Annotated in this window: 21 protein-coding genes; 9 read left to right on the forward strand and 12 right to left on the reverse strand. The window is 67.4% G+C overall.

Annotation, left to right across the window (positions count from 1 at the left end):
* Window positions 1-86: 86 nt before the first annotated feature.
* The 7 genes from HLH27_RS02805 to araD form a co-directional block, all read right to left on the reverse strand.
* Window positions 87-572: a GlcG/HbpS family heme-binding protein gene (locus HLH27_RS02805; protein ID WP_182947609.1), complete on the reverse strand. Its 486-nt coding sequence runs from the start codon at window positions 570-572 to the stop codon at window positions 87-89.
* Window positions 573-611: 39 nt separating this feature from the next.
* Window positions 612-1085, reverse strand: a complete 474-nt coding sequence (locus HLH27_RS02810; protein ID WP_182947611.1) for a GlcG/HbpS family heme-binding protein — start codon at window positions 1083-1085, stop codon at window positions 612-614.
* Between the two features lie 218 nt (window positions 1086-1303).
* Entirely contained in the window at window positions 1304-2179 is an 876-nt protein-coding gene (locus tag HLH27_RS02815) for a DoxX family protein (RefSeq protein ID WP_182947612.1), read from the reverse strand.
* A 17-nt stretch (window positions 2180-2196) separates the two neighbouring features.
* Window positions 2197-3618 (reverse strand): carbohydrate porin, encoded by a 1422-nt coding sequence (locus HLH27_RS02820; protein WP_182947614.1) that lies wholly within the window; start codon window positions 3616-3618, stop codon window positions 2197-2199.
* Window positions 3619-3755: 137 nt separating this feature from the next.
* Entirely contained in the window at window positions 3756-5255 is a 1500-nt protein-coding gene (locus HLH27_RS02825; RefSeq protein ID WP_182947616.1) for a CoA-acylating methylmalonate-semialdehyde dehydrogenase, read from the reverse strand.
* Window positions 5256-5298: 43 nt separating this feature from the next.
* On the reverse strand, window positions 5299-6117 hold the full coding sequence (locus HLH27_RS02830) for an HpcH/HpaI aldolase family protein (RefSeq protein ID WP_182947617.1): 819 nt from the start codon (window positions 6115-6117) through the stop codon (window positions 5299-5301).
* Window positions 6118-6146: 29 nt separating this feature from the next.
* The gene (gene araD, locus HLH27_RS02835) at window positions 6147-7928 is read right to left on the reverse strand and encodes an L-arabinonate dehydratase (RefSeq protein WP_182947619.1); all 1782 of its coding nucleotides are present in this window, start codon (window positions 7926-7928) and stop codon (window positions 6147-6149) included.
* 133 nt (window positions 7929-8061) lie between these two features.
* On the opposite strand from araD, the gene HLH27_RS02840 reads away from it, so the two are divergent.
* The 6 genes from HLH27_RS02840 (at window position 8062) to HLH27_RS02865 (ending at window position 15891) form a co-directional block, all read left to right on the forward strand.
* The gene (locus HLH27_RS02840; RefSeq protein ID WP_182947621.1) at window positions 8062-8979 is read left to right on the forward strand and encodes a LysR family transcriptional regulator; all 918 of its coding nucleotides are present in this window, start codon (window positions 8062-8064) and stop codon (window positions 8977-8979) included.
* A gap of 213 nt (window positions 8980-9192) precedes the next feature.
* The gene (locus HLH27_RS02845) at window positions 9193-10548 is read left to right on the forward strand and encodes an MFS transporter (protein ID WP_182947623.1); all 1356 of its coding nucleotides are present in this window, start codon (window positions 9193-9195) and stop codon (window positions 10546-10548) included.
* Between the two features lie 96 nt (window positions 10549-10644).
* Window positions 10645-11844 carry an SMP-30/gluconolactonase/LRE family protein gene (locus HLH27_RS02850; RefSeq protein WP_182947625.1) on the forward strand — a complete coding sequence of 400 codons (1200 nt, stop codon included), beginning with the start codon at window positions 10645-10647 and terminating at the stop codon, window positions 11842-11844.
* A gap of 199 nt (window positions 11845-12043) precedes the next feature.
* Window positions 12044-12769: a gluconate 2-dehydrogenase subunit 3 family protein gene (locus tag HLH27_RS02855; RefSeq protein WP_182947627.1), complete on the forward strand. Its 726-nt coding sequence runs from the start codon at window positions 12044-12046 to the stop codon at window positions 12767-12769.
* 78 nt (window positions 12770-12847) lie between these two features.
* The gene (locus tag HLH27_RS02860; protein WP_182947629.1) at window positions 12848-14623 is read left to right on the forward strand and encodes a GMC family oxidoreductase; all 1776 of its coding nucleotides are present in this window, start codon (window positions 12848-12850) and stop codon (window positions 14621-14623) included.
* 2 nt (window positions 14624-14625) lie between these two features.
* Window positions 14626-15891: a c-type cytochrome gene (locus HLH27_RS02865; RefSeq protein WP_220790257.1), complete on the forward strand. Its 1266-nt coding sequence runs from the start codon at window positions 14626-14628 to the stop codon at window positions 15889-15891.
* Between the two features lie 60 nt (window positions 15892-15951).
* Here HLH27_RS02865 and HLH27_RS02870 read toward each other — a convergent pair whose 3' ends face one another.
* From HLH27_RS02870 to HLH27_RS02890, 5 genes are read right to left on the reverse strand one after another with little or no spacing between them, the layout of a single operon-like run.
* Window positions 15952-16563, reverse strand: a complete 612-nt coding sequence (locus HLH27_RS02870) for a nitroreductase family protein (protein ID WP_182947633.1) — start codon at window positions 16561-16563, stop codon at window positions 15952-15954.
* Between the two features lie 56 nt (window positions 16564-16619).
* On the reverse strand, window positions 16620-17450 hold the full coding sequence (locus HLH27_RS02875) for a phosphoenolpyruvate hydrolase family protein (RefSeq protein WP_182947634.1): 831 nt from the start codon (window positions 17448-17450) through the stop codon (window positions 16620-16622).
* Window positions 17437-18660, reverse strand: coding sequence for a Tm-1-like ATP-binding domain-containing protein (locus HLH27_RS02880; RefSeq protein WP_182948106.1), 1224 nt, complete (start codon window positions 18658-18660; stop codon window positions 17437-17439). The genes HLH27_RS02875 and HLH27_RS02880 overlap by 14 nt, the downstream gene beginning before the upstream one ends.
* Window positions 18661-18677: 17 nt before the next feature.
* Window positions 18678-18995: a putative quinol monooxygenase gene (locus HLH27_RS02885; RefSeq protein WP_182947637.1), complete on the reverse strand. Its 318-nt coding sequence runs from the start codon at window positions 18993-18995 to the stop codon at window positions 18678-18680.
* Window positions 18996-19049: 54 nt separating this feature from the next.
* The gene (locus HLH27_RS02890) at window positions 19050-20429 is read right to left on the reverse strand and encodes an aminotransferase class I/II-fold pyridoxal phosphate-dependent enzyme (protein WP_182947639.1); all 1380 of its coding nucleotides are present in this window, start codon (window positions 20427-20429) and stop codon (window positions 19050-19052) included.
* A gap of 145 nt (window positions 20430-20574) precedes the next feature.
* Here HLH27_RS02890 and metH point away from each other — a divergent pair, with 145 nt between their 5' ends.
* The 3 genes from metH to HLH27_RS02905 all read left to right on the forward strand — a co-directional run bounded on the left by metH (window position 20575) and on the right by HLH27_RS02905 (window position 25285).
* A complete protein-coding gene (gene metH, locus HLH27_RS02895) occupies window positions 20575-24081 on the forward strand; it encodes a methionine synthase (protein WP_182947641.1) in 3507 nt (1168 codons plus the stop codon).
* Between the two features lie 69 nt (window positions 24082-24150).
* A complete protein-coding gene (locus tag HLH27_RS02900) occupies window positions 24151-24576 on the forward strand; it encodes a phosphoribosyl-ATP pyrophosphatase (protein WP_182947643.1) in 426 nt (141 codons plus the stop codon).
* A 178-nt stretch (window positions 24577-24754) separates the two neighbouring features.
* Complete coding sequence (locus HLH27_RS02905; protein WP_182947644.1) at window positions 24755-25285, forward strand: CvpA family protein; 531 nt, start codon at window positions 24755-24757, stop codon at window positions 25283-25285.
* Window positions 25286-25330: the final 45 nt, after the last annotated feature.

Genomic DNA, 25330 nt, shown 5'->3' on the forward strand with positions numbered 1-25330 from the left:
AAAAGTCGGCCTGCCGAGCGCGAGTGCCGCGAAGCACAGGAAACGCGCGGAGGACACGCCGGCAGAGCGACTTTGCAAATAGCGTCTTACGCGTGGAAGTTGGTCGCCGCGTCGGTCGCGACGGCATCGTCCAGATCGTCGGTCGCGCCGCTGACCCCGACCGCGCCGATGACGTATTTGCCGTTCATGACCGGGTGGGAACCCGGCACCGCCGCAATACCGGGCAGCGTCATCAGGAAGGCCTGGTTCTGCTTGATGCGCTGGGCGAATTCCTTGCCCGGCGAGGAATAGAGGGCTGCCGTCCGCGCCTTCTTGATCGCGGTGTCGTCCGTTCCCGTCTGGGAATCGTCCATGCGGGTAAAGGCCAGAAGGCGGCCCGATCCATCGACGACGGCGATGCTGACCCGCATGCCGCGCTGCCTGGCCGAGGCCTCGGCGGCGTTCAGCAGGCTTTTCGCGCCCTCGCTGCTGAGAATCGCACGTGTCAGCAATTTGCCTTCATCGGCATGGGCCGCCGCGAAGGCGGGGAACAGCGCCAGAACGGCCAGGGGGCCGAGATGTCTGATTTTCATGTCCACTCCGGATGCGGGAATGATGGGAACGCGGTTGTGTCAGTGAAAATGCTTGGCGGCGTCGATGACGAGCGCCTGCTCGTTCTCGTTGGTGTCGCCGCTGGTGCCGATGCTGCCGACGACCACATCGCCCTGCTTGAAGACCGCACCGCCCGCCGACGGCAGGATGCCGGGGACGAAGCCGATGGGCAGGTTCTGCGCCCGCGCGGCATCGAAGAATTCGATCGTGTTCCGTGCGAACCGCGCCGCCGATTTCGCCTTGGCGATCGAGGCATCGACGCAGCCCGAATACGCACCCTGCATCCGGATGAAGGCGACGAGATTTCCGTCGGTATCCTCGACGGCGATGCAAAGCTTGAGATGCCGGCTTTCGGCCAGGCCGACCGCGTAATGCGCCATGTTCAGCGCCGCCTCGGTGGTGATGTTGAGCTGCGGGGCCGTCGACGACGATTGCGCCAGCGCCGGGGTGCTGAAGGACGCCAGGGCGGCGAGAACTGTAAACATCCGCTTCATGTCACGGGTTACCTTATTCTGATTGTTATTCGTGAACCCTGATGACGTTTCGATCGCAGCGCGAGCACACAGGCGCCGAAAATGAAAACGTCTGTCAGTCAAAAGACTTTTACATGGTTTACTTGATGGTATTTACTATACTTCCGCAAGATATCAAACCATCAGGAGAAGAAACCACAAATCCTCTCATCCATGTGATGAGATCCCACCTCCTGTTTTCACGAATCGGGGTCCGCGCCCTCGGGCGTGGCGGGCACGCAGAGCGGCCGCAGGATACGCGGCATCCAGCCACGGGCGAGCAGCCAGGCGTCGATCGAGACTTTTCCGGCACCGGCCAGCGAAAAGCTCGCGAACAGCACGATCATGAGCATGGGGTATTCCCAGCCGCCGACCGGCGCGTTGTTCCAGGTGAAACCGTCGCCGAAATGACGGCCATATTGATTGGCGATCAGGTAATAGATCGCCCCGCCCAGGCCGGCCGCGCGGGTCAGCACCCCCATCCCCACGCCGATTGCAATCGACAGTTCGCACAATCCGGCGGCGATCACGGCCAGCCCCCCCGACGGCAGGCCGAAGCCGACGAAGAGCTGGGCCATGTGATGGAAGGAATGCGATCCCGCAAACAGTTTTTCCGCGAAATGCCCCACCATGTCGAAGCCGAAATAGATGCGGATCGTCGCGACCTGCCACTGCATGAGGCTGCCCGACCCGGACCCGCGACAGGCCGCCCAGTCCCGGACCGCGCAATCGGCGTACAGCGCCAGATAGACCAGGAACGCGATGGTGGACGTCGCCATGCCCGGCACCGAGCCATGGATGGCCGCCACCCGCCAGGCGATCACGAAGGGCAGCATCGAGCCCAGGAAGCCGACGATGAAATGCCGGGGCATGACCAGCACCGCGACCAGCAGCGCCAGCGCGTCGAGACCGATTGTCGAGAGGCGCGCGAAATCCGGAATCACCGGATCGACGAACGAAGAATAGACCATCGCCCCGCCGCACGCCGCCAGCGCCGGCCACAGCAGGCGGCAGGGCACGAAGCGCGGATGGAGCGCCACGAAGGATGACGGCGGGGCATGCGGTTTCAGCAACATTGTTTTTCTCTTGAACGTCACAGGATGGCGTGGAAATTGACGCCGAGGATCGTTGCATTGGCAACGCGGCCCGAACCGCCCGGTCGCCAGAAATACTGAAAATCCGGCGCGATATCGATGCCGTTGCGAAGATGGAAATTGTAGGTGGCGTCGAAGATCGCCTCGTGGCTGGCCAGCAGCGGCAGGTCCGGCGCCAGCGGATCGGGCGTGTATGTGGTCGCGGTCGGCTGCCAGATCGACTTGACGTTGGGGCCGTAGCGCAGGGTGGACCAGGTCAGCCCCAGCGCGTCGCGCGGCCGGCCGGGAAACTGCCCGACATCCAGCAGCCCGACATAGGCCTGGTCCGACACCACGGAGATGGCGGAGGTGACATGGGTGTAGCCGCCCTGGACAATGACGCCGCTGTCGGAATAATGGCCGTTGCGCAGCACCATCTGGTCGAACGCGATATAGCTGATCATCTGCCCGTGCCGCCAGCGCGTTGCGCCGTCGGCCGCCGGCACGTTGTAGGCGTGGGGCGAGGAATCCCACAACATGCCCGCCTTGTAATGGCCGTTGAGGTGGTGCGGGCCGAAGACCGGCTCGTAACCGCCGCCGAACGCCAGGGTCACGCCCGTCAGGTGGTCGCCGCCCCAGTCGGTGCCGGCGGTGCCGCCCTTGATCGGGCTGGTCGCATAGGCGCCGAAGGTGATGTAGGTCGGCGTGGTGGGGCGCACGCGCAGCATCGCGGACCACACGGTGCCGGGCCAGGAGGAATAGCCGTCGGTCAGGGTCGTCGCGCGGGGCTGGCTGCATGTCGCCTGGCCCATGACCAGGCATTGCAGCGGGCTGGAATCGAAATCCGGCCCGGGCGCGTAGCGGCCCATGGTCAGGATCACCCGTCCGTGCATCCATTTCTTCTGGGCGTAGAAATAGACCAGATGGATCACGACATTGCCGCCGCCGCCATAGATCTGCTCGGGGTTGACGATGCCGTCCTGCAACGCATCGGTCGACAGGCGCCGCCCATGGCGCTGGACGGCGGTGATGGTGGTGGTGAAATCGGGAATATGCAGGATCCTGTCCCAGTCCAGGTCGATTTCGACCGCGACCTGGCCCGCGAAATCCTGCGCCTTGCGGGTGCCGCCCGAAAGATTGCCGGCGAATTCGGACCAGTCGTCGATCAGCAGGTTGATCCCCTTGTCGGCCAGGGATGCGCGCCAGCGCGCCGCCTCGCCCTGGAAGAGATGGGTGACGGGCGGCGGCGGCGGATAATCGGATTCCGGCGGAATGGCATTGAGGATTTCCGGCAGGGCACCGGGGCCGGTATTCGTCGACTGGGCCCATGATCGCACGGCCGGCATCGTCATGGCCGCCACGAGAAGGACGAACGCGGGAAACGACCATGTCGCCCGCCGCGCGCGCAGGGTGTGCCCGACCGTATCAGCACGGCTGAACATGAAGAAACCTCTTGTTCTTATTATTTTTTCAGATTTCTTGATGAAGGCGTTTCGTCGTCATGCCATGCGGATGATTTCCTTTTGGGGCGGGAGGATTCCCGCCCCTGTTTCCACGACCGCGCGGGGCCGGTTCTCCCTTACCCGTGCGTGGGCATGGCGAATTCCGCGCCGCTGCGGATGCCCGTGGGCCAGCGCTGGGTCACCGCCTTCATGCGCGTGAAGAAGCGCACCCCCTCCGGCCCGTGCATATGGTGGTCGCCGAACAGCGAATCCTTCCAGCCGCCGAAGGAATGGAAAGCCATCGGCACCGGGATCGGCACGTTGATGCCGATCATCCCCGCCGTGACGCCGTGGGTGAAGGCGCGGGCGCTGTCGCCGTCGCGGGTGAAGATGGCCGTGCCGTTGCCATAGGGGCTGCCGTTGACCAGCTTCAGCGCGGTTTCGAAATCAGGCGCGCGCATCACGCACAGGACCGGGCCGAAGATCTCCTCGCGATAGATCTCCATCTCCGTCGTCACATGGTCGAACAGCGTGCCGCCGATGAAGAAGCCGCCTTCGTGATCCTTCACCGCCAGGTCACGCCCGTCGACCACCAGCGTCGCGCCCTGCTCGACGCCGGAATCGACCAGCGCGCGGATCTTCGCGCGATGCTGGGCGGTCACGACCGGGCCCATCTCGCTGGCCTCGTCGGTGCCGGGGCCGACGCGCAAGGTCCGCGCCCGCTCGGCGATCATCGCCACCAGCGGGTCGGCAATCGGGCCGACGGCCACCGCGACCGAGATCGCCATGCACCGCTCGCCGGCCGAGCCATAGGCTGCGCCGATCAGCGCGTCCACGGTCTTCTCCAGGTCGCAATCCGGCATGACAACAGCATGGTTCTTCGCCCCGCCCAGCGCCTGGACCCGCTTGCCGGCCGCCGTCCCGGTCGCATAGACGTGCTTCGCGATGGGCGTGGAGCCGACGAAGCTGACGGCGGCGATGGCCGGGTGTTCGAGGATGGCGTTGACCATGTCCTTGTCGCCATGGACGACCTGGAACACGCCGTCGGGCAGCCCGGCCTCCTTGAAGATGTCGGCCAGCAGGACGGCCGCCGACGGATCGCGCTCCGACGGCTTCAGGATGAAGCAATTGCCGGTGGCGATCGCCATCGGCGCCATCCACAGCGGCACCATCACCGGGAAATTGAACGGCGTGATGCCGGCGGCGATTCCCAGCGGCTGGCGCATGGTCCAGGCATCGATGCCGCGGCTGACCTGCTCGGTATATTCGCCCTTCAGGATCTCGGGCGCGGCGGTGGCGAATTCCACGACCTCCAGCCCGCGCGTGATCTCGCCTTTCGCGTCCGACAGCACCTTGCCGTGCTCGGCGGTGATGATGGCCGCCAGGTCGTTGCTGCGGGCTTCGATCAGGTCGCGGGCGCGGAACAGGATACGGGCGCGGGTCAGCGGCGGGGTTTCGGCCCAGGCCGGAAAAGCCTTTTGGGCGGCGGCAATCGCGGCCTCCAGGTCCTGGACGTCGCCCAGGGCGACCTGGCGCGCGACCTGGCCGGTCGCGGGATTGAAGACATCGGACCGGCGCGCGCCGTGGCCTTCGGTATGGCGGCCGCCGATGACGTGGGGAATGGTGTGCGTGCTCATCTCTGTGTTCCTGGACTGCATGGTTGGGGCGGGGGTGACCGGGTCAGTAGGAGGACGCGCCCGTGGCGCCCGCCACCACGTCGCCGGTGCGGGCAAGCCGCCGGACCTCGGCCACCGAATCCTGCGCCGCCTGCGCAAGCAGGCGGACATCGTTGGAGACCGTGACCAGGTCGCACCCCCAGCCGATCGCACGGGCCGCATAGGCGGCCGAGCCGTTATGCAGCCCCATGCGGATGCCGGCCGCGCGGGCGGCGGCGATGATGCGCCGGATGGCATCCAGCATCTCGGGCTCCTCGCGGTCGAAGCCGGTGCGATAGCGCCGCCCGGTCAGGCCCAGCGTCAGGTCGGCGGGGCCGACATAGACACCGTCCAGCCCCGGCGTGCGGACGATCTCGTCCAGATTGGCCATCGCTTCCGCCGTCTCGATCATCGCGAAGCACAGGACCTCGTCATCGGCGACGGCGCCGTAATCGCTGCCCAGCGCGAAATTGGCCCGCGTCGGCCCGAAGCTGCGGCAGCCACGGGGCGGATAGCGCACGTAGGAGACCAGCCTTTCGGCATCGGCGCGGCTGTTGACCATCGGGCAGATCACACCCCAGGCGCCGGCATCCAGCGCCTTCATGATCGAGGCAGGGTCGAGCCAGGTCGAACGCACCATCGGCGCCACGCCCGACGCCCGCATCGCCTGGAGCATGCCGAGCATGCCTTCGTAGCCGATGGCGCCGTGCTGGGTGTCGATGGTCACCGAATCGTAGCCGGCGGCGGCCATGATCTCGGCCGAGAACGGGTTGGCGATCGACAGCCAGCCGTTGATCGCCGCCCCGCCCTCTGCCCAGATGCGCCGGATCGGGTTCCTGTTCATGATGTCTGTCCTGACCTGTCGGGGCGGCGCTAGTAGATGACCGGCTCGGGCACCGGGGCGCCGAAATCGGTCTGGAGGAAATCGAAATCGCACCCTTCGTTGGCCTGGCGCATGTGATGCGCGGCCATCCAGCCATAGCCGCGCCCGTAGCGCGGCGGCGGCGGGGTCCAGGCCGCGCGGCGGCGGGCCAGCTCGTCCTCCGGCACTTCCATCGAGATCGACCGGGCCTCGACATCGATCGAGACGATATCGCCGGTTTTCAGCAGGGCAAGCGGGCCGCCGACATAGCTTTCGGGCGCCACATGCAGCACGCAGGCGCCGTAGCTGGTGCCGCTCATCCGCGCATCCGACAGGCGGAGCATGTCGCGATGCCCTTCCTTGATCAGGCGCTTGGGCATCGGCAGCATGCCCCATTCCGGCATGCCCGGGCCGCCCAGCGGGCCGGCATTGCGCAGCACCAGGACATGGTCGGGGGTGACGTCCAGCGTCTCGTCCTCGATTGCCTTCTTCATGCTCGGGTAATCGTCGAAGACCAGCGCCGGGCCGCTATGCTTGTGAAATTTCGGGTCGCAGCAGGCCGGTTTCATCACGCAGCCATCGGGGGCCAGGTTGCCGCGCAGGACGGTAAGCGCCCCGCCCGCCCGGCCGGTGAACATCGGCCTGTCGAGCGGCCGGATGACGTCGTCGTTCCATACCTGCGCGTCCCTGATGTTCTCGCCCACGCTGCGGCCGGTCACGGTCAGGCAGGTGAGGTCGAGAAAGGACGAAATCCGGTTCATCAGCGCCGCGATGCCGCCGGCGTAATAGAAATCCTCCATCAGATAGGTCGTGCCGGTGGGCCGGACATTCGCGATCACCGGCACCTCGCGGCTGGCGCGGTCGAAATCGTCGAGCCCGATCGGCACCCCGGCGCGGCGCGCCATGGCGATGACGTGGATGATGGCATTGGTCGAGCAGCCCATCGCCATCGCCACCGCAATGGCGTTGAGGAAGGCGGCATGGGTCTGGATCCTCGACGGTTTCAGATCCTCGCGGACCATGTCGACGATCCGCCGCCCCGAACTCTTGGCCATGCGGATATGGTTGGAATCGACCGCCGGGATCGAGCTGGCCCCCGGCAGCGACAGGCCGATTGCCTCGGCGATGGCGGTCATGGTGCTGGCCGTGCCCATCGTCATGCAGGTGCCCGCGCTGCGGGCGATCCCGGCCTCGACCCCCTGCCAGTCCGCCTGTGTGATCTTGCCGGCCCGCAATTCGTCCCAGTATTTCCAGGAATCCGCGCCCGAGCCCAGCGTCTTGCCCTGCCAGTTGCCGCTCAGCATCGGCCCGGCGGGCACGTAGATCGCGGGGATGTCCATGCTGGTCGCGCCCAGCAGCAGGCCGGGCGTGGTCTTGTCGCAGCCGCCCATCAGCACCGCGCCGTCCACGGGGTAGGAGCGCAGCAATTCCTCCGCCTCCATCGCCAGCATGTTGCGATAGAGCATGGTGGTCGGCTTCATGAAATTCTCGGACAGCGAGATCGCCGGCAGCTCCAGCGGAAAGCCGCCGGCTTCCAGCACGCCGCGCTTCACGTCCTCGACCCGCTGCTTGAAATGCATGTGGCAGGGGTTGATGTCCGACCAGGTATTGAGGATCGCGATAACCGGCTTTCCCTCCCAGTCCTGCGGATCGTACCCCATCTGCATCGCGCGCGAACGGTGCCCGAAGCTGCGCAGATCGGCCGGCCCGAACCACCGCTCGCTGCGCAGCGTGCGCCTCTCGGTGGTGCCCGTGGCCAGGTCGGGCGTCCGGGCTCCGGCGTCTTCTGTCATGCGGTCTTCTCCTTGCCCGGTCGCGGCCATCGGCCGTGGCGGGATGACGGGTGCGTTGGGGCGCAAGTTAGGGCGCGACAGATCTGCGGTGTCCAGATTAGATACGGCATGGATTGAGACAGGATTGGTATCGATGCTTCAGCTCACCCAGGTCCGGTGCTTCGTCGCGGTCGCCGAGGAATGTCATTTCGGGCGGGCGGCGGCACGGCTGAACATGACGCAGCCGCCGCTGAGTCGGCAGGTCCAGCTTCTGGAGCACGAGCTGGGGGTGGAACTGCTGGAGCGCACCAGCCGCAGCGTGCGGCTGACCCAGGCGGGCACCGTGTTCCTGCCCGAGGCGCGGCGCCTGCTGCGCAGCACCGAGGACGCGGTGCAGGCCGCCCGCCGGGCCGGGCGCGGCGCGCTGGGGCAGATCGCGATCGGCTTTACCCCCTCGAACAGCTACGATTTCCTGCCCCGGCTGATTTCCGCCCTGCGCGCGGACTACCCCGACGTGGAACTGATGCTGGAGGAGATGATCACCCGCGACCAGCTCGCGGCCCTGGCCTCGCACCGCATCGACCTCGCCTTCATGCGCCCGCCCTTCGAGGCCGCCGGGATCCGGTCGCGCCGCGTGCTGGCCGAACGCATGGTCGCCGCCCTGCCCGCCGACCACCCGCTGGCGGCGCGCGACGCGCTGACCCCGGCGGACCTGGAGGGGCAGGAGCTGATCATGTACTCCATCCTGGGCAGCGGCTATTTTCATGACATCGTGCACCGGCTGCTGGTCAGCGCGAACATTCGGCCCCGACTGGTGCATCACCTGACGCAGATCCACGCCGTACTCTCGATGGTGAAGACCGGCGTGGGCATGGCGCTGATCCCCGAATCGGCGTCGCGGCTCGGTATCGGAAATGTCATCTGTCGCCCCCTGGCCTTCGGCGAGGAGATCGCGGTCGAGCTTTTCATGGCCCATCGTGCGGACGACGCAAGCCTGGTCCTTGAAAATGTCATGGCTGTCGCCGCAAAGATCGCCGAAACGGGTCGCCCGTCCACCCCGTCCATCCCCTGACCGGCGGAGCCGTCGTGCGGCCGATCCGGCGCCAACGATGCGCGCCCTGTATCGATCCATGCGAAGTTTGGCTTTGACGCGGCCCGTCGCCACGCGCTCCCTATGCCGCAGGATCGCGTGATGTCGCGGTGCGGCGGCCCCTGAACCCCGGTTCCGCAGCCCCCCGGCCAGCGCACTGAGGGAGAATACAGGGTGACGACAACAAGAGGGCCAATGGCATGCCCCCCGGTCACGCATCCGTCGGCGACCAACGAGGCAAGCAGGGCGGGGCGGCGCACCATCGTGCGCTATTCCGTCCTTTCGTTCCTGTTCGTGATCACCGCGATCAATTACGGCGACCGCGCCACGCTCGGCATCGCGGGCTCCAGCATCGCGCATGACCTCGGCCTGACGCCGGTGGCCATGGGCTATGTCTTCTCGGCCTTCGGCTGGGCCTATGTGCTCAGCCAGGTGCCGGGCGGCTGGCTGCTGGATCGCTTCGGCTCGATCCGCGTCTATGGCGCCAGCCTGTTCGCCTGGTCGCTCTGCACGCTGGCCATTGCCGGGATCGGCCGGATTCCGCACGCTATCGCCTTTCCCGCGCTGTTCGTGCTGTGGGCCGGGCTGGGGCTGGTTGAGGCACCGACCTTCCCCGCCAACAGCCGCATCGTGTCCAGCTGGTTTCCGACCTCGGAGCGCGGGCTGGCGACCTCGATCTTCAATTCGGCGCAATATGTCGCGGTGGCGTTCTTTGCCCCGGTGATGGGCTGGGTCACCCAGCAATTCGGCTGGGAATATATCTTCGCCGCCATGGGCATCGCGGGCATGGGGCTCGCACTCTTCTGGCTGGCGCGGATGCGGCCACCGGCCACCCATCCCGCCGTCAACGCCGCCGAGCTGGCCTTCATGCGCTCCGGCGGCGCGCTGGTCGACATCGACGACCGCAGCCGGCGGGTCAAGCGCACGCTCACCGGGCGGCAGATCCGCTTCATGCTGACCGACCGGACCCTGCTGGGCGTCTATGGCGGCCAGTACTGCATTACCGCGATCCTGTATTTCTTCCTGACCTGGTTCCCGCTCTACCTGCACCAGTCGCGCGGGCTTTCGATGGCCCAGACCGGGCTGGCGGCCAGCGTGCCGGCGCTGTGCGGGCTGGCCGGCGCGATCGTGGGCGGCGCCCTGTCCGACATGCTGCTGCGCGCCGGCCGGTCGGAGACGCTGGCGCGCAAGGCGCCCTATGTGATCGGCATGGCCATCGCCTCGACCATCTGCCTGTGCAATTTCGTCCACTCCGCATGGCTGATCGTGGCGATCATGTCCTTCGCCTTCTTCGGCAAGGGTGTCGCCGCCATCGGCTGGGCCGTCATCTCCGACATCGCCCCCCGCGAAACGCCGGGGCTGGCCGCCGGGATCTTCAACGGCATCGGCAATATCGCCGGCATCGTGACGCCCATCGTGATCGGCTACATCGTCGCGTGGACGAAATCCTATGACGGGGCGCTGCTTTTCGTCGCCGCGCACTGTGTCGTCGCGATCCTTCTCTATCTCTTCGTGGTGGGCAGGATCCGGCGCCTGTCCCTGCCTGCCTGAAGCCGGCCGGCAGCGTCGCGGGGGCGACGGCGACCGGCAGCGACCAACGACAACAGAAAATCTCCGACAACAATAACAAGAACAAGAGAATATCCCATGTCTCATCTTGTCGATGCTTTCAACCGGCCGCTCTCGCGGCGCGCCGCGCTGACGGGGCTGGCCGGCGGCCTGGCGCTGGCCGGGTGCGAGGCCGCCGGCCTCCGGCAGGCCATGGCCGCTTTCCGGCCGCCGCATCTGCGCGCGACCGTCATCGCCTCCTCACCCCGCTATCTGTGCAACGCCGTGGCCGCGACGCGGGACGGCACGCTGTTTCTGGGCGCGCCGCGCTGGGAACTGATGGAAGACACGCCCAGCGTGTTTCGCGTGGCGCCCGACGGCGGCCTGCACCCGTTCCCCGGTGGAAGCTGGAACCAGTGGAAGCCGGGCGGCGACCCGACCAACGCGTTCCTGATGGTCAACGGCCTGCATATCTTCAGCGACGATACGCTGTGGGTGGTGGACCAGGGCGTCGACCCGACGACGGGCAGCACGGTGCCCGGCGGGCAGAAGCTGGTGCAGTTCGACACCCGAAGCGGCAAGGTGCTGCAGGTGCTGCGCTGGGGGGCCGACATCCTGCCGCCGGGCTCGGCCATGAACGATTTGCGCATTGCCGGCGACCTGATGTTCGTGACCGATTCCGGCCTGGGCGGGATCATCATCCATCACATGGGCAGCGGCGAGACAGTGCGCCGGCTGTCCGAACATCCCCTGCTGCGGGCAACCGATGCCAAGCCGATGCGCGCGCGTGACGGGCATATCTTCACGGACCGGAACGGCAAGCGGCCGCTGGTCCATTCGGACATGCTGGAGATCACCGCTGACCGGAAATGGTTCTATTTCTCGGCCCCCGTCGGCCCGCTGCGCCGCCTGCCGACCAGCGCGCTGCTGGACATGAGCCTGACCGACGCCCAGCTGGCCGCGCAGATCGAAACGGTTCTGGACATGCCGACGATGATGGGCACGGCCATCGACACGCTGGACAATGTCTACTTCGCCGATGCCGAGCACGGGCGCATCACGGTGCTGACGCCCGAGCGCAAGCAATTGACGCTGTTCGAAGACCCGCGACTGGTCGATGGCGATGCCCTGTTCATCACCGCCGACCGGCACATGCTGGTCCCGATTGCACAGACCGAGCGCCTGCCGGGCAACAATGCGGGCATCAATGCCCTGAAGCCACCCTTCATCAGCCTCGGCTTCGCACTACCGGAGACGCTGGACGGCCATCGGCTAGGCAATGTCGTAAGCAGCCTCTGAGAGCCTGAGCGTAAATGCGCTCTGGTGGCGATCCGACGCGCGGGCGCGGCCCGGCGGGCCGCCGCTCTCGCTCACCAGACCACATTTCCGGTCAGGCTCCGATTCTGTCGGCCGGAAATATCGGAAACACAAAGTCATCAAGACGATTTTTTGCGACCGCATGATGCCGGTTGCGAAAACAGAGGAGTGGGAGAACGGAATGAAACGGCGCGACGTCATGAAAGGGGGGCTGGTGCTGATGGCGACCGCCACGCTGGCCTCCATCTACAAACCGGCCTATTCCAAGACATTCGTCGGCGGCAGCGGCCTGTGGAAGGCCGATCCGCCGCCGCCGCTGACGGTGGTCGATTCCAGCCGGCTGGTCTATCTGACCCAGGCCGAGGCGAAGCTGGTCGGCGCGGTGTTCGATGTCCTGATCCCCCATGACGAACTCGGGATCGGCGCGACCGAGGCCGGCTGCGTCACCTTTCTCGACCACCAGTTGGCCGGCCCCTATGGCGCGGCGGCCAAGGATTACAGGCTGGGCCCGGTGGTCGAGGGCCTGCCGCAACAGGGTCCGCAAAGCATCGCGACCCCGGCGGAGCTTTACCGCACCGGCCTGGCCGAACTGGACCGCGCGGCACAGGCCAAGTTCGGCAAGCCGTTCATCGACCTGCCGGAAGAGCAGAAGATCGCCTTCATGAAAGGGATCGAAACCGGGGCCATCGCCTTCGAAACCCTGAAATCGAACGAATTCTTCTCGATGCTGTTGCAGAATGTCCGCGAGGGCTACCTGGCCGACCCGATGTATGGCGGCAACCGCGACATGGTCGGCTGGAAGCTCGTCGGCTTCCCCGGTGCCATCTACGATTATCGCGACTGGATGGTGTCGAAGCGGGGCAAGAAGATCGACGTCGAACCCGTCAGCCTGCTGAGCCGCGCCTGATAGCGGGGCGCCCGGCGGACCGTCCCGGGCGCTTTCGTTTCGATCAAGCGACAATAAGAAGAAAAAAGGTACGTTTCCATGAATTACAAGAGGCCGAAGGCCGATGTCGTCATCATTGGGCTGGGCTGGTCCGGCTCCACGATGGCCGAGGAGCTGACCCGCGCGGGATTGAACGTCGTCGCGATCGAGCGCGGCGCGTGGCGGGACACCACCACCAGCTTCCCCACCACACGCGACCCCGACGAGCTCAGCGGCTCGGTGCGCAAGGATATTCTCCAGGCGCCGGTGACCGAAACCTATACGGTGCGCAACAAGGCCGACCAGACCGCCCTGCCGCTGCGCAGATATCATAACCTGACGCTGGGCAACAATGTCGGCGGCGCGGGCACGCACTGGGCCGGGGCAAGCTGGCGCTGGCAATCGTTCGACCACCAGCCCTACACCCGCGTCATGGAACGGTACGGCGCCAAGCAGCTTGTCGACGGGCTGATCCTGCAGGATTGGGGCGTGACCTACGACGATCTGGAGCCGTTCTACGACCGGTTCGAGAAGATCGCGGGCACGTCGGGTACGGCGGGCGTGATCAACGGGGTCAAGCAGCCGGGCGGCAACCCGTTCGAGGGGTCGCGCACCAGCCCCTACCCCACCCCCGCGCTGGAACGGACCCGCGCCAACCTGCTGTTTTCCGAAGCCGCGACCCGCCTGGGCTATCACCCGTTCCCGGTCCCGTCCGCGATGATCGGCGCGCCCTATACCAACGCGCTGGGCCTCAACCTGGCGCCCTGCACCTATTGCGGCTACTGCCAGTTGTACGGATGCGGCAACTGGTCGAAATCCAGCCCCAATATCTGCATCCTGCCGGTGCTGATGCAGCGCCCCAACTTCACGGTCGTCACCGAATCCGAAGTGATCCGGATCAATACCACGCCCGACAAGAAGATGGCGACGGGCGTGACCTTCGTCGATTCCAACGGCGATATCGGCGAGCAGCCGGCCGACATCGTCATCACCGCCACCTTCACGCTGGACAATACCCGCCTGCTGCTGCTGTCGGGCATCAGCACGCCCTATGATTTCGCATCGGGCCAGGGTGTCGTCGGGCGGGCCTTCACCTTCCAGACCCTGTCCTGGGGCTTCATGTTCTTCGAGAACGAGTATCTGAACCCGTTCATGAACACCGGCGCGCTGGCCACCCAGATCGACGATTTCAACGGCGACAATTTCGACCATACCGGGCTGGGCTTCATCGGCGGCGCCGGCATCCAGTCGCTGTGCAACCAGGGGCTGCCGATCGGCATGGCCGGCCTGGTGCCCGAGGGCAGCCCGCAATGGGGAAAGGGCTGGAAGCAAGCCTTCCAGAAAGGTTACCAGAATTACGCGCAGATCCAGGGCCAGGGCACGAATTTCGCCCATCGCGAGCAGTTCCTGGACCTCGACCCGACCTACAAGGACCGTTTCGGCCAGCCGCTGCTGCGCATCACCTTCGACTACAACGAGAACGATCGCCGATCGGGCCGTTTCGTCCGCGACAAGTGCGTGGAAATCGCCCGCGAGATGGGCGCCAAGCAGGTCTGGGGCGATTCCTTCCCCGACCAGCCCTATTCCGGCTACCGGCCGTGGGATTCGTCGCACGTGCAGGGCGGCGTGGTGATGGGCGAGGACCCGAAGACCAGCGTGCAGAACCGGTATCAGCAGAACTGGGACATTCCCAACCTGTTCGTGATCGGCGCCTCGTCCTTTCCGAACAATGCCGGATACAACCCGACAGTTGCCGTGGGGGCCACGACCCTGTGGACCGCGAAGGCGATCAGGGAGATGTACCTCAAGAATCCCGGCCCGCTGGTAAGGGTGTGACCATGGCAAGATATCTGCTCCGCAGCGCGCTGCGTGCCTGCATCAATGGTGGGGTGGCCCTGTCCGTGGCGGCCCTGTTCGCCCACGGCGCCCAGGCGCAGGATGCACCCGCCGACAGGGTCGAACATGGCCGCTATCTCGCGATCGCCAGCGATTGCGTCGCCTGCCATACCGCCCCTGGCGGCAAGCCCTTCGCCGGCGGGCTGGACCTGAACACGCCCTTCGGCACCATCACGGCGAGCAACATCACATCCGACAGGGCGACGGGCATCGGGTCGTGGACCTTGCAGCAGTTCGATGCCGCGGTCCGGCACGGCAAGGGCCCGAATGGGCACCTCTATCCCGCCATGCCCTATACGGCCTACGCCAGGATGACCGACGCCGACCTGGCGGATCTCTGGGCGTATATCCGCACCGTTCCGGCGGTCAGCCAGAAGGTGGTCGAGAACAAGCTGCCCTTCCCCTACAATATCCGCGCGGCCCTGATCGTGTGGAACGCCCTGTTCTTCGACAGCACGCCCTTCAAGCCCGATTCCGCAAAAAGCGACGCCGTCAATCGCGGCGCCTATCTGGTCGAGGCGCTGGCCCATTGCGGCATCTGCCATACGCCCAAGAACGCGTTCGGCAGCGATAGCGGGGCGACCTATCAGGGGACGTCGCTGCAAGGCTGGCACGCGCCCGACCTGACCAACAACGACCATACCGGCCTGGGCAAATGGAGCGCGGAGGACATCGTCACCTATCTGCGCAGCGGCACCAACCGCTACACGGCCTCCTCGGGGCCGATGACGGAAGTGATCGTGAATTCCACGCAGCATCTGACGGATGCCGACCTGCAGGCCATCGCCGCCTATTTCAAGGCCCTGCCGGCGCGGCATGTCGAGGCTCCCCAGCCGCTTCCCGCCACCAACGCACAGGTGGAGGCCGGCCGGCGCGAATTCGTCGTGCAATGCAGCGCCTGCCACACCAGCAGCGGCCAGGGCGTGGCGAACATGATCCCGTCGCTTCAGGCCAACCCCGCGATCAACGCGAAAAGCCCGGACAGCCTGCTGAACATCCTGCTGGCAGGCACCACCGGCCCCGCGACCACAGCGAACCCGACGGGCGCCGCCATGCCCGGCTTCGCCTGGAAATTGCAGGACGACCAGATCGCGAATGTCCTGACCTATATCCGCAACAGCCAGGGCAATGCCGCGCCCGCCGTCTCGACCACCGATGTTGCGAAGGCCCGCAAGGCGCTGGGTGCCCAGCCGGTGGTCTGGCACTGACGACGGCACCGGCCGCTGCCCCCGAAATATCGGGTGCGGCGGCCGGCCCGGCGGACCGGATCAGGAAAACCGGTTCCGGAAGATGATGTCTTTGTCGGGCACGATGCCGCCGGTCGGGTACGGGGCGGCGGCGGTCTTGCCGATGGCGACGAACATCACGATCTCATGGTCGGACGGCAGGCCGATCAACTCCCCCACCGCCCCGAAATCGAACCCGTCCATCGGGCAGGTCGCATAGCCCATGCTTTCGGCCAGCAGCATGATCGCGCCGGCGGCCATGCCGCAGGAGCGCATGCCCTCGTCCCGCTGCACCTGCTCGCGCCCGCGATAATACTGGTCGATCGCGCCCACCATGAAGTCGCGCACGCCCGGTTCGGCATTTTCCCAATACCGCTCGGGCGCTTTTTCCCACGCCGCGATATCGGCGCACAGCACCAGCAGGACCGAGGCATCGGTCACCTGCGGCTGGTCCCAGGCCACCTTGCGGATCTGCCTGCGCAGGTCCGGATCGGTCACGACCAGGAAGCGCCAGTTCTGGATATTGAAGGCGGTGGGCATGCGCCGCGCCAGGCCGAGGATGGTGTCCAGGTCGGCATCGGGCATGCGACAGGCGGCATCGAAGCTCTTGGTCGCGCGGCGCTTGAGGATGGAGGCGGCGACATCGAGGGCCATCGCGGAATCGTCCTTTTTCTTCGGCGCGGGGGAGGCAGGGTCCGGGAACACGATTGTCACCGCGTCATGGCCTTGAAGCTGCGGGTCTGCGCGACCAGCGCGGTTTCGGCCGGCAGGCGCTCCATGCTCGATGCGCCATAGAAGCCGTGGCAATCCGGGCAGGCATCCAGCACCGCCTGCGCATCGGCCGGCATCGCGATGGGTCCGCCATGGCACAGCAGGATGACATCGTCGCGCACGCTCTTCGCGGCATCGGAAATCTCGTTGATCAGCCTGATCGAATCTTCCAGCGTAAAGGCGGTCTCGGCGCCGATGCTGCCGCCGGTGGTCAGCCCCATATGGGCGACCAGGATATCGGCACCCGCGCGGGCCATGTCCTTCGCCTGTTCGACATCGAAGACATAGGGCGTGGTCAGCATGTCCTTGCGGCGCGCCCGGGCCACCACGTCGACCTCCAGGCTGTAGCTCATGCCCGTCTCTTCCAGGTTCTTGCGGAAATTGCCGTCGATCAGGCCCACGGTCGGGAAATTCTGGATGCCCGAGAACCCGACGCGGCGCAGATCGTCGAGAAACACGTCGAAATCCACGAACGGGTCGGTGCCGTTCACCCCCGCCAGCACCGGCGTATCCGGCACCACGGGCAGCACCTCGCGCGCCATGTCCATGACGATCTGGTTGGCGTTGCCATAGGCCAGGATGCCGGCCAGCGACCCGCGCCCGGCCATGCGATAGCGGCCGGAATTGTAGATCACGATCAGGTCGATCCCGCCCGCGGCCTCGCATTTCGCGGACAGGCCCGTGCCCGCGCCCCCGCCGACGATGGGCCTGCGCTCCGCGATCAGCGTGCGCAGGCGGCCGAGGATGGCGCTCCGTTCAATTCTGGGCATGGGGCTGTGTCTCCTTGAAGAGGGTTTTGAAGTCCGTCGCCATCGCGCGGGCGAAGGCGGGATCGTTCAGGGCGCAGGGCAGGCTGACGAAGCGCCGCTGCCGCGTCTGCCGCAGGGTGGCCAGCAGCGCGTCGCGAAACGCCGCGTCCGCCGCCGGATCGTGAAAATTCTGTCCCGGCAGGTCGAGTTCCGAAAACCCGCCTTCGGGGTAATAGAAGCGCACCGGCCCGTCGCACCGGTTCAGCCGCTCGCCGATCAGGCGGCCCATCTCGCGGCATTCCTCCGCCGTCGTGCGCATCAGCGTGATGAAGGGATTGTGCCGCACCAGCACCCGGTCCCGATAGCGATCGGGCACGCTGTCCATGGCGCCGAAATTGACCATGTCCAGCCCGCCGCAGCTTCCGACATACGGCACCCCGGTGCGGGCGATCGCCTCCAGCCGCTCCGCCCCGCAGGCGAAGATGCCGCCCGCCACGAAATCGCAGAATTCGGTGGTGGTGATGTCCAGCACCCCGCGGATCACGCCCTGCTCCACCAGCCGTTCCATCGACCGCCCGCCGGTGCCGGTGGCGTGGAAGACCAGGCTTTCGAACCCGCCCCCCAGCACCCGCACCGCCTCGGTGACGCAGCGCGTCGTCACGCCGAACATGGTGATGCCGACGGCCGGGCGCGGATCGGCATCGGGCGGCGGCCGGTGGCGCGCCATGCCCGCCATGGCGTTGGCCGCGTTGGTCAGGATGGACCGCGAAATCCGGTTCAGCCCCTGCAGGTCGACCACCGAATAGACCATGGACAGGTCGACATCACCCACATAGGGCGCCACGTTGCCCGATGCGACGGTGGAAACCAGGATCTTGGGCAGCCCGATGGGCAGCGCCTGCATGGCCGGCGCCACCACGGCGGCCCCGCCCGACCCGCCGATGGCCACCACCCCGGCCAGGTCGTCGCAGGCGGGCAGGAAGCGCCGCAGGGCCTCGGACATCGCGGCGATGGCCCGGCCGCGCTCGCCGCAGAACACTGCCCCCGCGCCGCCGGGGTGATGCCCGGCCACCACCCGCGCGGCGATATCCGCGCAGTCCGGCGAGGTGCCGCCGGTGCTGACATCCACGATCCGCCCGCTGACGCCCCGCTCGGCCAGCACGGCGCGCAGGAACAGCAATTCGTCGGGCTTGGTGTCGGCCGTGCCCAGGATGTAGACGTGCGAGCCCATGGCGTGCCGGCCCGTCATCAGGACAGGATGTCGACGTCGCTCAGAAAGGTCACGGCCGGCGGCCCGGCCAGCCCCCGGTCGAACAGGGCCTTCATCGCCAGGAAATGGGGCAGCGTCTCGTGGGCCCTGATGGCGGCCAGGCTGCGCCATTGCTCGATGAACACGAAGCGCGTCGGGTCGCCGAGGTCCCGCCGACAGGTATAGGACAGGTTCGTCGCCTCCTGCCGCGACGCCTTCACGCAGGCGGCGACGACCGGCAGCACCGTGTCCAGATGGTCAGGACCGACATGAAACGCCGCGACCACCGTCACGACGCCCCGCTGTTCCTCGTGCATGAACTGCCTCCGACACCGATGAACGTGGCGGGACCCTAACAGCGCGACACACTTTCAGGATATCGCCATAGTGTCACGAGACACTTTTCCCGCGACATCGGCACAGGCCTGCCTGATCCGCCCCAGGGCTTCCGGCAGGGCGCGGAACGTCACATTGCCGAAGGCCAGCCGCACCCCGGTCCCATCCGCCCCGTCGCCGGACCGGAACGCACCGGCATCCGGCAGCGACACGCCCAGCAAGCGGGCCTGCGCCACCACCCGCGCCGCCTGCTCGGCCGGCAGCGGCAGCCAGGCATGGAAGGCGTGGCTGGCGGGCCTGACCGCCCACGCGCCCAGCACGGACAGCACGAGGTCCTGCCGCCGCACGGCTTCGGCATGCAGGGCAGTGCGGACGCTTTCCGCCGTGCCGTCCTGCATCCATTGCGCCATCATGGCGTATGACAGCGGGGCGATCATGAGCGAGGACGCCAGCAACGCTGGCAGGCAGGCCTCCGCATGGCAGGCGGGCGGGATCAGCGCGCCGATGCGCAGGCCGGGGCTCAGGATCTTCGACAGGCTGCTGACATGGAACGTGCGCTCCGGCGCCAGCGCCATCAGCGCCGGGCGGGCGGGGTCGTCCCGATGGACATACACCCCGTCCTCGACGATCAGCGCGTCGAACCGCCGGCACAGCGCCACGATATCCTGGCGGCGGCGCAGGTCCATCGTCGCCGTGGTCGGGTTGTGCATGACGGGCGTCAGGTAGACGATGGCGCGTTCGCCGCGCCGGGCCGCCAGGATGGCCTCCAGCGCGGCGGGCTGCATGCCCTGCCCGTCCATGGCGGCCGGCCAGATCTCCAGCCCGGCCTGGCGCATGGCGCCCAGCATGCCAGGATAGGTCTGGGCCTCGGCCACCGCATAGGAGACGTGCGGCCGGGCCACATGCACCGCCACGTTCAGCGCCTGCTGCGCGCCCCCGGTCAGCAGCAGCCGCTCCGGCGCCACCGCGACCCCCATCCCCGCCAGCCAGTGCGCCATGATGCGCCGATGTTCCAGATGCCCGGCCACGGGGGGATAGATGTTGAACAGGCCCGGATCGACATGCCTCGCCAGCCGGTTGAGCGTGCGGGCCAGCGCGCGGTCGCTGAACATCGGCGGCGGCATGTTGGTCGCCAGGTCCAGCATGGGCCCCGCTGCATCGTGCCGCACGGCGACGAAGCTGCCGCGCCCGTGCACGCTGCGCACCAGCCCGCGCCGTTCCAGGATGGCATAGGCGCGCGTCACCGACCCCACCCCGATCCCCAGCCCCCATGCCAGGGGCCGGTGGGCGGGCAGCCGTTCGTCCTCGCGCAGCACGCCCGACAGGATGTCGCCGCCCAGCGCCTCGGCCAGGCGCTCGGCCGGGGAGGCCGTACCGGCCGCCAGATGCGGAACCCACGATGATTGCCGGCGCACGCCCGATACCCTCCCTGCGACCCTCCGCAGGCTGCCGCACGCCCGGGATCGGCCATGGACAGTCATAACGAACTGGACAGGTGACGGCACCACGGGAATAAGAGCCTGCTTCCCTCATCTCTTGCCGCCGGACTCCACAGCCGCCATGACCACGCGCCCCCATCTCCTCGACGCCCTTCGTGACCAGGTCCTGCTCTGCGACGGCGGCATGGGCTCGCGCGTGCAGGTGCTCGACCTCGATGTCGAGCGCGACTACTGGGGGCAGGAGAACTGCACCGAGATCCTGAACCTGTCGCGCCCCGAACTGGTGCGCGAGATCCATCGCGGCTATTTCGAGGCCGGGGCGGACATGGTGGAGACCAATTCCTTCGGCGGCTCGCCTATCACGCTGGGCGAATTCGGCCTGACTGACCGCGCGCGCGAGATCAACCGCACCGCCGCCCACCTGGCGCGCGAGGCCGCCGAGAGCTTCGCCGACGGCCGCCACCGCTATGTGGTCGGCTCGATCGGGCCGGGCACCAAGCTGCCCTCGCTGGGCAATATCGACTACGACACGCTGGAAGCCGGCATCGCCGAACAGTGCCGGGGCCTGATCGAAGGCGGCGTGGACGCGCTGCTGATCGAAACCTGCCAGGACACGCTCCAGATCAAGGCGGCGGTGAACGGGGCGAAGATCGCCCGCGCCGAGCAGGGTACCGACACCCCGATCTTCGTGCAGGTCACGGTCGAGACCACCGGCACCCTGCTGGTCGGCCCCGACATCGCGGCGGCGGCCACCGCCATCCACGCGCTGGACGTGCCGCTGATGGGGCTGAACTGCGCCACCGGCCCGCAGGAAATGGCCGAGCATGTGCGCTGGCTGGCCACCAACTGGCCCGGCCTGGTGTCGATCCAGCCCAATGCCGGCCTGCCCGAGCTGGTCGACGGCCAGACCCACTACCCGCTCTCGCCCGCCGACATGGCCAGCTGGGTGGAACGCTTCATCACCGAGGACGGGCTGAACCTGGTCGGCGGCTGCTGCGGCACCTCCACCCCGCATATCGCGGCGCTGGACGCCATGCTGCGCCGCCGCGCCGAGGGCACGGGCCGCCACCGCCCCGCCCCCATCGTCCGCCGCCCGGTATGGATCCCCTCGGTCGCCAGCCTGTACACCCAGGTCCCGCTGCGGCAGGAAAACAGCTATTTCTCGATCGGCGAGCGCTGCAACGCCAACGGGTCCAAGAAATGGCGCACCCTGCAGGAAGAGGGCGACTGGGACGGCTGCGTCGCCGTGGGCCGCGAGCAGGTGGGCGAGGGCTCCAACGCGCTGGACATCTGCACCGCCTTCGTCGGCCGGGACGAAATGCGCGAGATGAACGAGGTCGTGACCCGCTTCACCGCCTCGGTCAACGCGCCGCTGGTGATCGATTCCACCGAGACCCCGGTCATCGAGGCCGCGCTGAAACTGTATGGCGGCAAGGCGATCATCAACTCGATCAATTTCGAGGACGGCGAGGGCCATGCGACCGACCGCATGATCCTGGCCCGCAAGTTCGGCGCCGCCGTGGTGGCGCTGACGATCGACGAAGTCGGCATGGCCAAGACGGCCGAGGACAAGCTGCGCATCGCGACCCGGCTGGTGGAATTCGCCTGCGACCGCCATGGCCTGCCGCAATCGGACCTGATGATCGACCCGCTGACCTTCACCATCGGCACCGGGGTCGAGGACGACCGCAAGCTGGGCCTGTGGACGCTGGAGGGCATCCGCCAGATCCATGAGCGCTTCCCCGACATCCAGATCGTGCTGGGACTGTCCAACATCTCGTTCGGCCTGAACCCGGCGGCGCGCGCGGTACTGAACTCGGTGTTCCTGGACCATGCGGTGCGCGCGGGCATGACGGCCGCGATCGTCCATGTCTCCAAGATCCGCCCGCTGCACCTGATCCCGGCGGAAGAGGTCAAGGTGGCCGAGGACCTGATCTTCGACCGCCGTGCCGAGGGCTACGACCCGCTGCAGAAGCTGCTGGAGCTGTTCGCCGACCGCAAGGCCAGCGACGCGGTCAAGAAGGTGCGTGCCGAGACGGTCGAAGGCCGGCTGAAGGACCGCATCGTCGACGGCGACCGCAAGGGGCTGGAAGCCGACCTGGACGAGGCGATGCAGAGCATCCCGCCGCTGGAGATCATCAACACCATCCTGCTGGACGGCATGAAGGTGGTGGGCGAGCTGTTCGGCGCCGGCAAGATGCAGCTGCCCTTCGTGCTGCAATCGGCCGAGACGATGAAGGCCGCCGTCGCCTACCTGGAACCGCATATGGAGCGCGTCGAGGGCCAGGCGCGCGGCATCATCGTGCTGGCGACCGTCAAGGGCGACGTGCACGATATCGGCAAGAACCTGGTCGACATCATCCTGACCAACAACGGCTACCGGGTGATCAACCTGGGCATCAAGGTGCCGGTCGCCGACATGATCGCCGCGGCGCGCGAGCACGCGGCCCACGCGGTGGGCATGTCGGGCCTGCTGGTCAAGTCGACCGTGATCATGCGCGAGAACCTCGAGGAAATGGCCCGCCAGGGGGTCGACCTGCCCGTGCTGCTGGGCGGCGCGGCGCTGACCCGCAATTATGTCGAGGAAGATTGCGCCGCCGCCTACGGCACCGACGGGCGCGTGGCCTATGCCCGCGACGCGTTCGACGGCCTGTCGCTGATGGACCAGGTGGCGAAGGGCGAGTTCGACAATTACCTGGCCGCCGTGCGCTCCCGCCGCGCCGGCAAGGCCACCCGCAATCGCCCGCGCGACATGGAACAGCAGGAGCAGCGCGGCTTCGCCCCCGTCGACGTCGCCGCCGCCCGCGCCCGGCGCCACCGCCTGACGCAGGACGAGCCGGTCGTCACCCCGCCCTTCTGGGGCGCGCGGGTGCTGGAAGCCACGCCGGATGCGGTGCTGCCGTTCCTCAACGAGCGGTCGCTGTATCAATTCCAGTGGGGCTTCCGCAAGCAGGGCCGCTCGCTGGACGATTTCATGGGCTGGGCCAGGCAGGAACTGCGCCCCGTGCTGCGCCGCATGCTGGCGCTGGCGGCCGAGCAGGACATCCTGCGGCCCCAGGCCAGCTACGGCTACTGGAAGGCCGCCGGCCAGGGCAACGACCTGATCCTGTTCGCCGAGGACGGCACGACCGAGGTCGCGCGCTTCGCCCTGCCCCGCCAGCCGCGCGAGGACGGCGCCTGCATCGCCGATTTCGTGCGCGACGTGGATGACGCGGCCCGCGACGTGATCGGGTTGCAGGTCGTCACCGTGGGGCAGAAGGCGTCGGACATGGCGCGCGAGTGGTTCGAGGCCAACCGCTACAAGGATTACCTCTACCTGCACGGCCTGTCGGTCGAGATGGCCGAGGCGATGGCCGAATACACCCACAAGCGCATCCGCGCCGAGCTGGGCTTCGCCGCCGAGGACGACCGCGACATGGCCAAGCTGCTGCAACAGGGCTATCGCGGGTCGCGCTATTCCTTCGGCTATCCCGCCTGCCCGAAGCTGGAGGACCAGGAGCCGATCCTGAAGCTGCTGGATGCCGAGCGAATCGGCGTGTCGCTGACCGACGGCTACCAGCTGCACCCCGAGCAATCGACCTCTGCCCTGGTGGTTCTCAATCCGCAGGCGAAATATTTTTCGATCTGACGCAAGACCGCCATTCCCGGGGTCCGCGTGATGTTGACCGCATGATCCACCCCCCGGCATCATCGCGGGATGGCATCTTCCTCCCTTCCGCCGCCGGGTGACGACCCCGCCGCCGCGCCCGACGCGCGGCAGGCGGTCGAGGCGCTGTGGCAGGCCCTGTCGCAAGAGGCCGCCGGGGCCGGCCCGCCCACCGAGCGCGACATCCGCCGCCTGGCCCGGGCCTTCGGGCTGCACGGCGACCATTGCGTGGTGGGGCTGATCGCCGCCGACCGGGGCCAGTTGATCCGCGAGAGCGCCCATGTGCTGACCTGCCTGATGCGGATCTGGGCGGCGCGGAACCTCTCGGCCGGCGCGGTATGGACCGAGCTGGACCGCCGCACCCAGGTCGGCGAATTGCTGATGATGCTGAACAACACCCCGCGCCGCCGCGCCGGGCGCTCGGCCGGGCGCGCCCTGGGCCGCCCGTGGAAGATCCAGTCCACGAAGCTGCCCTGATGGCTGGCCTGATGGAAGGGATGCGATCTTTCCTTTGGCACCACGGGGGCCGGCTGGCATAAGCGCCCAGGATAGCCCCCCGGGCCATGCACGCCCGCCGCAGCACAAGGACAGTCCCGCCCCCCATGTCTCGGGTCCCTTTTTTTCCAGCCTTCGGCCGGGCGGCCGATCCCGGCCCATGAACGGGGCCTGGGTGGATCTGGCGGCCGCGCTGGTCGTCGCGGCCTCGGCCCTGTTCGGATGGGGGCGGGGCCTGGTTCGCGAGATCCTGGGCCTGGCGACCTGGGCCGGGGCGCTGGTGCTGGCCATGCGCTGGATGGACCCGGTGCGGCAGGCGCTCGTGCCGTGGATCGACAACCCGCTGGTAGCCCTGGCCGCCGGCTTCGCACTGCCCTTCATCGGGCTGCTGATCGTCTTTACCCTGCTGGCCCAGCTTGCCGGGCGGATCGTCCGCGACTCGGCGCTGGGCGGCCTCAACGGCATGCTGGGCATGCTGTTCGGGGGCCTGCGCGGCTATGCGCTGCTGGCCGTGCTGTATATCGCGGTGGGGACGGAAGTGGCCCCGGTGGAATGGCCCCAGCCGGTACAAGACGCCCGGGCGACCGCTTTCGTTGCCCGGGGGGCCTTCTTTCTGGGCGGGTTCCTGCCCATTTCCATGCAGGCACGCCTTGCGCAACCGAAGCAGACGCGCCATGACGCCCCGATATGACCCCCCAGCGGGGCCTCCCCCTGGCCTTCCCAGGGTTTTCGCCGG

It is taken from the genome of Gluconacetobacter takamatsuzukensis, assembly GCF_014174275.1.
GTDB classification, from domain to species: domain Bacteria; phylum Pseudomonadota; class Alphaproteobacteria; order Acetobacterales; family Acetobacteraceae; genus Gluconacetobacter; species Gluconacetobacter takamatsuzukensis.

Coding starts and splice junctions, on each gene's coding strand:
- HLH27_RS02845 (WP_182947623.1), top strand. CDS start 9,193: ATGGCATGCCCCCCGGTCACGCATCCGTCGGCGACCAACGAGGCAAGC.
- araD (WP_182947619.1), bottom strand. CDS start 7,928: ATGACAGAAGACGCCGGAGCCCGGACGCCCGACCTGGCCACGGGCACC.
- HLH27_RS02865 (WP_220790257.1), top strand. CDS start 14,626: ATGGCAAGATATCTGCTCCGCAGCGCGCTGCGTGCCTGCATCAATGGT.
- HLH27_RS02875 (WP_182947634.1), bottom strand. CDS start 17,450: ATGCCCAGAATTGAACGGAGCGCCATCCTCGGCCGCCTGCGCACGCTG.
- HLH27_RS02810 (WP_182947611.1), bottom strand. CDS start 1,085: ATGAAGCGGATGTTTACAGTTCTCGCCGCCCTGGCGTCCTTCAGCACC.
- HLH27_RS02855 (WP_182947627.1), top strand. CDS start 12,044: ATGAAACGGCGCGACGTCATGAAAGGGGGGCTGGTGCTGATGGCGACC.
- HLH27_RS02830 (WP_182947617.1), bottom strand. CDS start 6,117: ATGAACAGGAACCCGATCCGGCGCATCTGGGCAGAGGGCGGGGCGGCG.
- HLH27_RS02825 (WP_182947616.1), bottom strand. CDS start 5,255: ATGAGCACGCACACCATTCCCCACGTCATCGGCGGCCGCCATACCGAA.
- metH (WP_182947641.1), top strand. CDS start 20,575: ATGACCACGCGCCCCCATCTCCTCGACGCCCTTCGTGACCAGGTCCTG.
- HLH27_RS02900 (WP_182947643.1), top strand. CDS start 24,151: ATGGCATCTTCCTCCCTTCCGCCGCCGGGTGACGACCCCGCCGCCGCG.
- HLH27_RS02850 (WP_182947625.1), top strand. CDS start 10,645: ATGTCTCATCTTGTCGATGCTTTCAACCGGCCGCTCTCGCGGCGCGCC.
- HLH27_RS02820 (WP_182947614.1), bottom strand. CDS start 3,618: ATGTTCAGCCGTGCTGATACGGTCGGGCACACCCTGCGCGCGCGGCGG.
- HLH27_RS02840 (WP_182947621.1), top strand. CDS start 8,062: ATGCTTCAGCTCACCCAGGTCCGGTGCTTCGTCGCGGTCGCCGAGGAA.
- HLH27_RS02860 (WP_182947629.1), top strand. CDS start 12,848: ATGAATTACAAGAGGCCGAAGGCCGATGTCGTCATCATTGGGCTGGGC.
- HLH27_RS02870 (WP_182947633.1), bottom strand. CDS start 16,563: ATGGCCCTCGATGTCGCCGCCTCCATCCTCAAGCGCCGCGCGACCAAG.
- HLH27_RS02905 (WP_182947644.1), top strand. CDS start 24,755: ATGAACGGGGCCTGGGTGGATCTGGCGGCCGCGCTGGTCGTCGCGGCC.
- HLH27_RS02885 (WP_182947637.1), bottom strand. CDS start 18,995: ATGCACGAGGAACAGCGGGGCGTCGTGACGGTGGTCGCGGCGTTTCAT.
- HLH27_RS02880 (WP_182948106.1), bottom strand. CDS start 18,660: ATGGGCTCGCACGTCTACATCCTGGGCACGGCCGACACCAAGCCCGAC.
- HLH27_RS02815 (WP_182947612.1), bottom strand. CDS start 2,179: ATGTTGCTGAAACCGCATGCCCCGCCGTCATCCTTCGTGGCGCTCCAT.
- HLH27_RS02805 (WP_182947609.1), bottom strand. CDS start 572: ATGAAAATCAGACATCTCGGCCCCCTGGCCGTTCTGGCGCTGTTCCCC.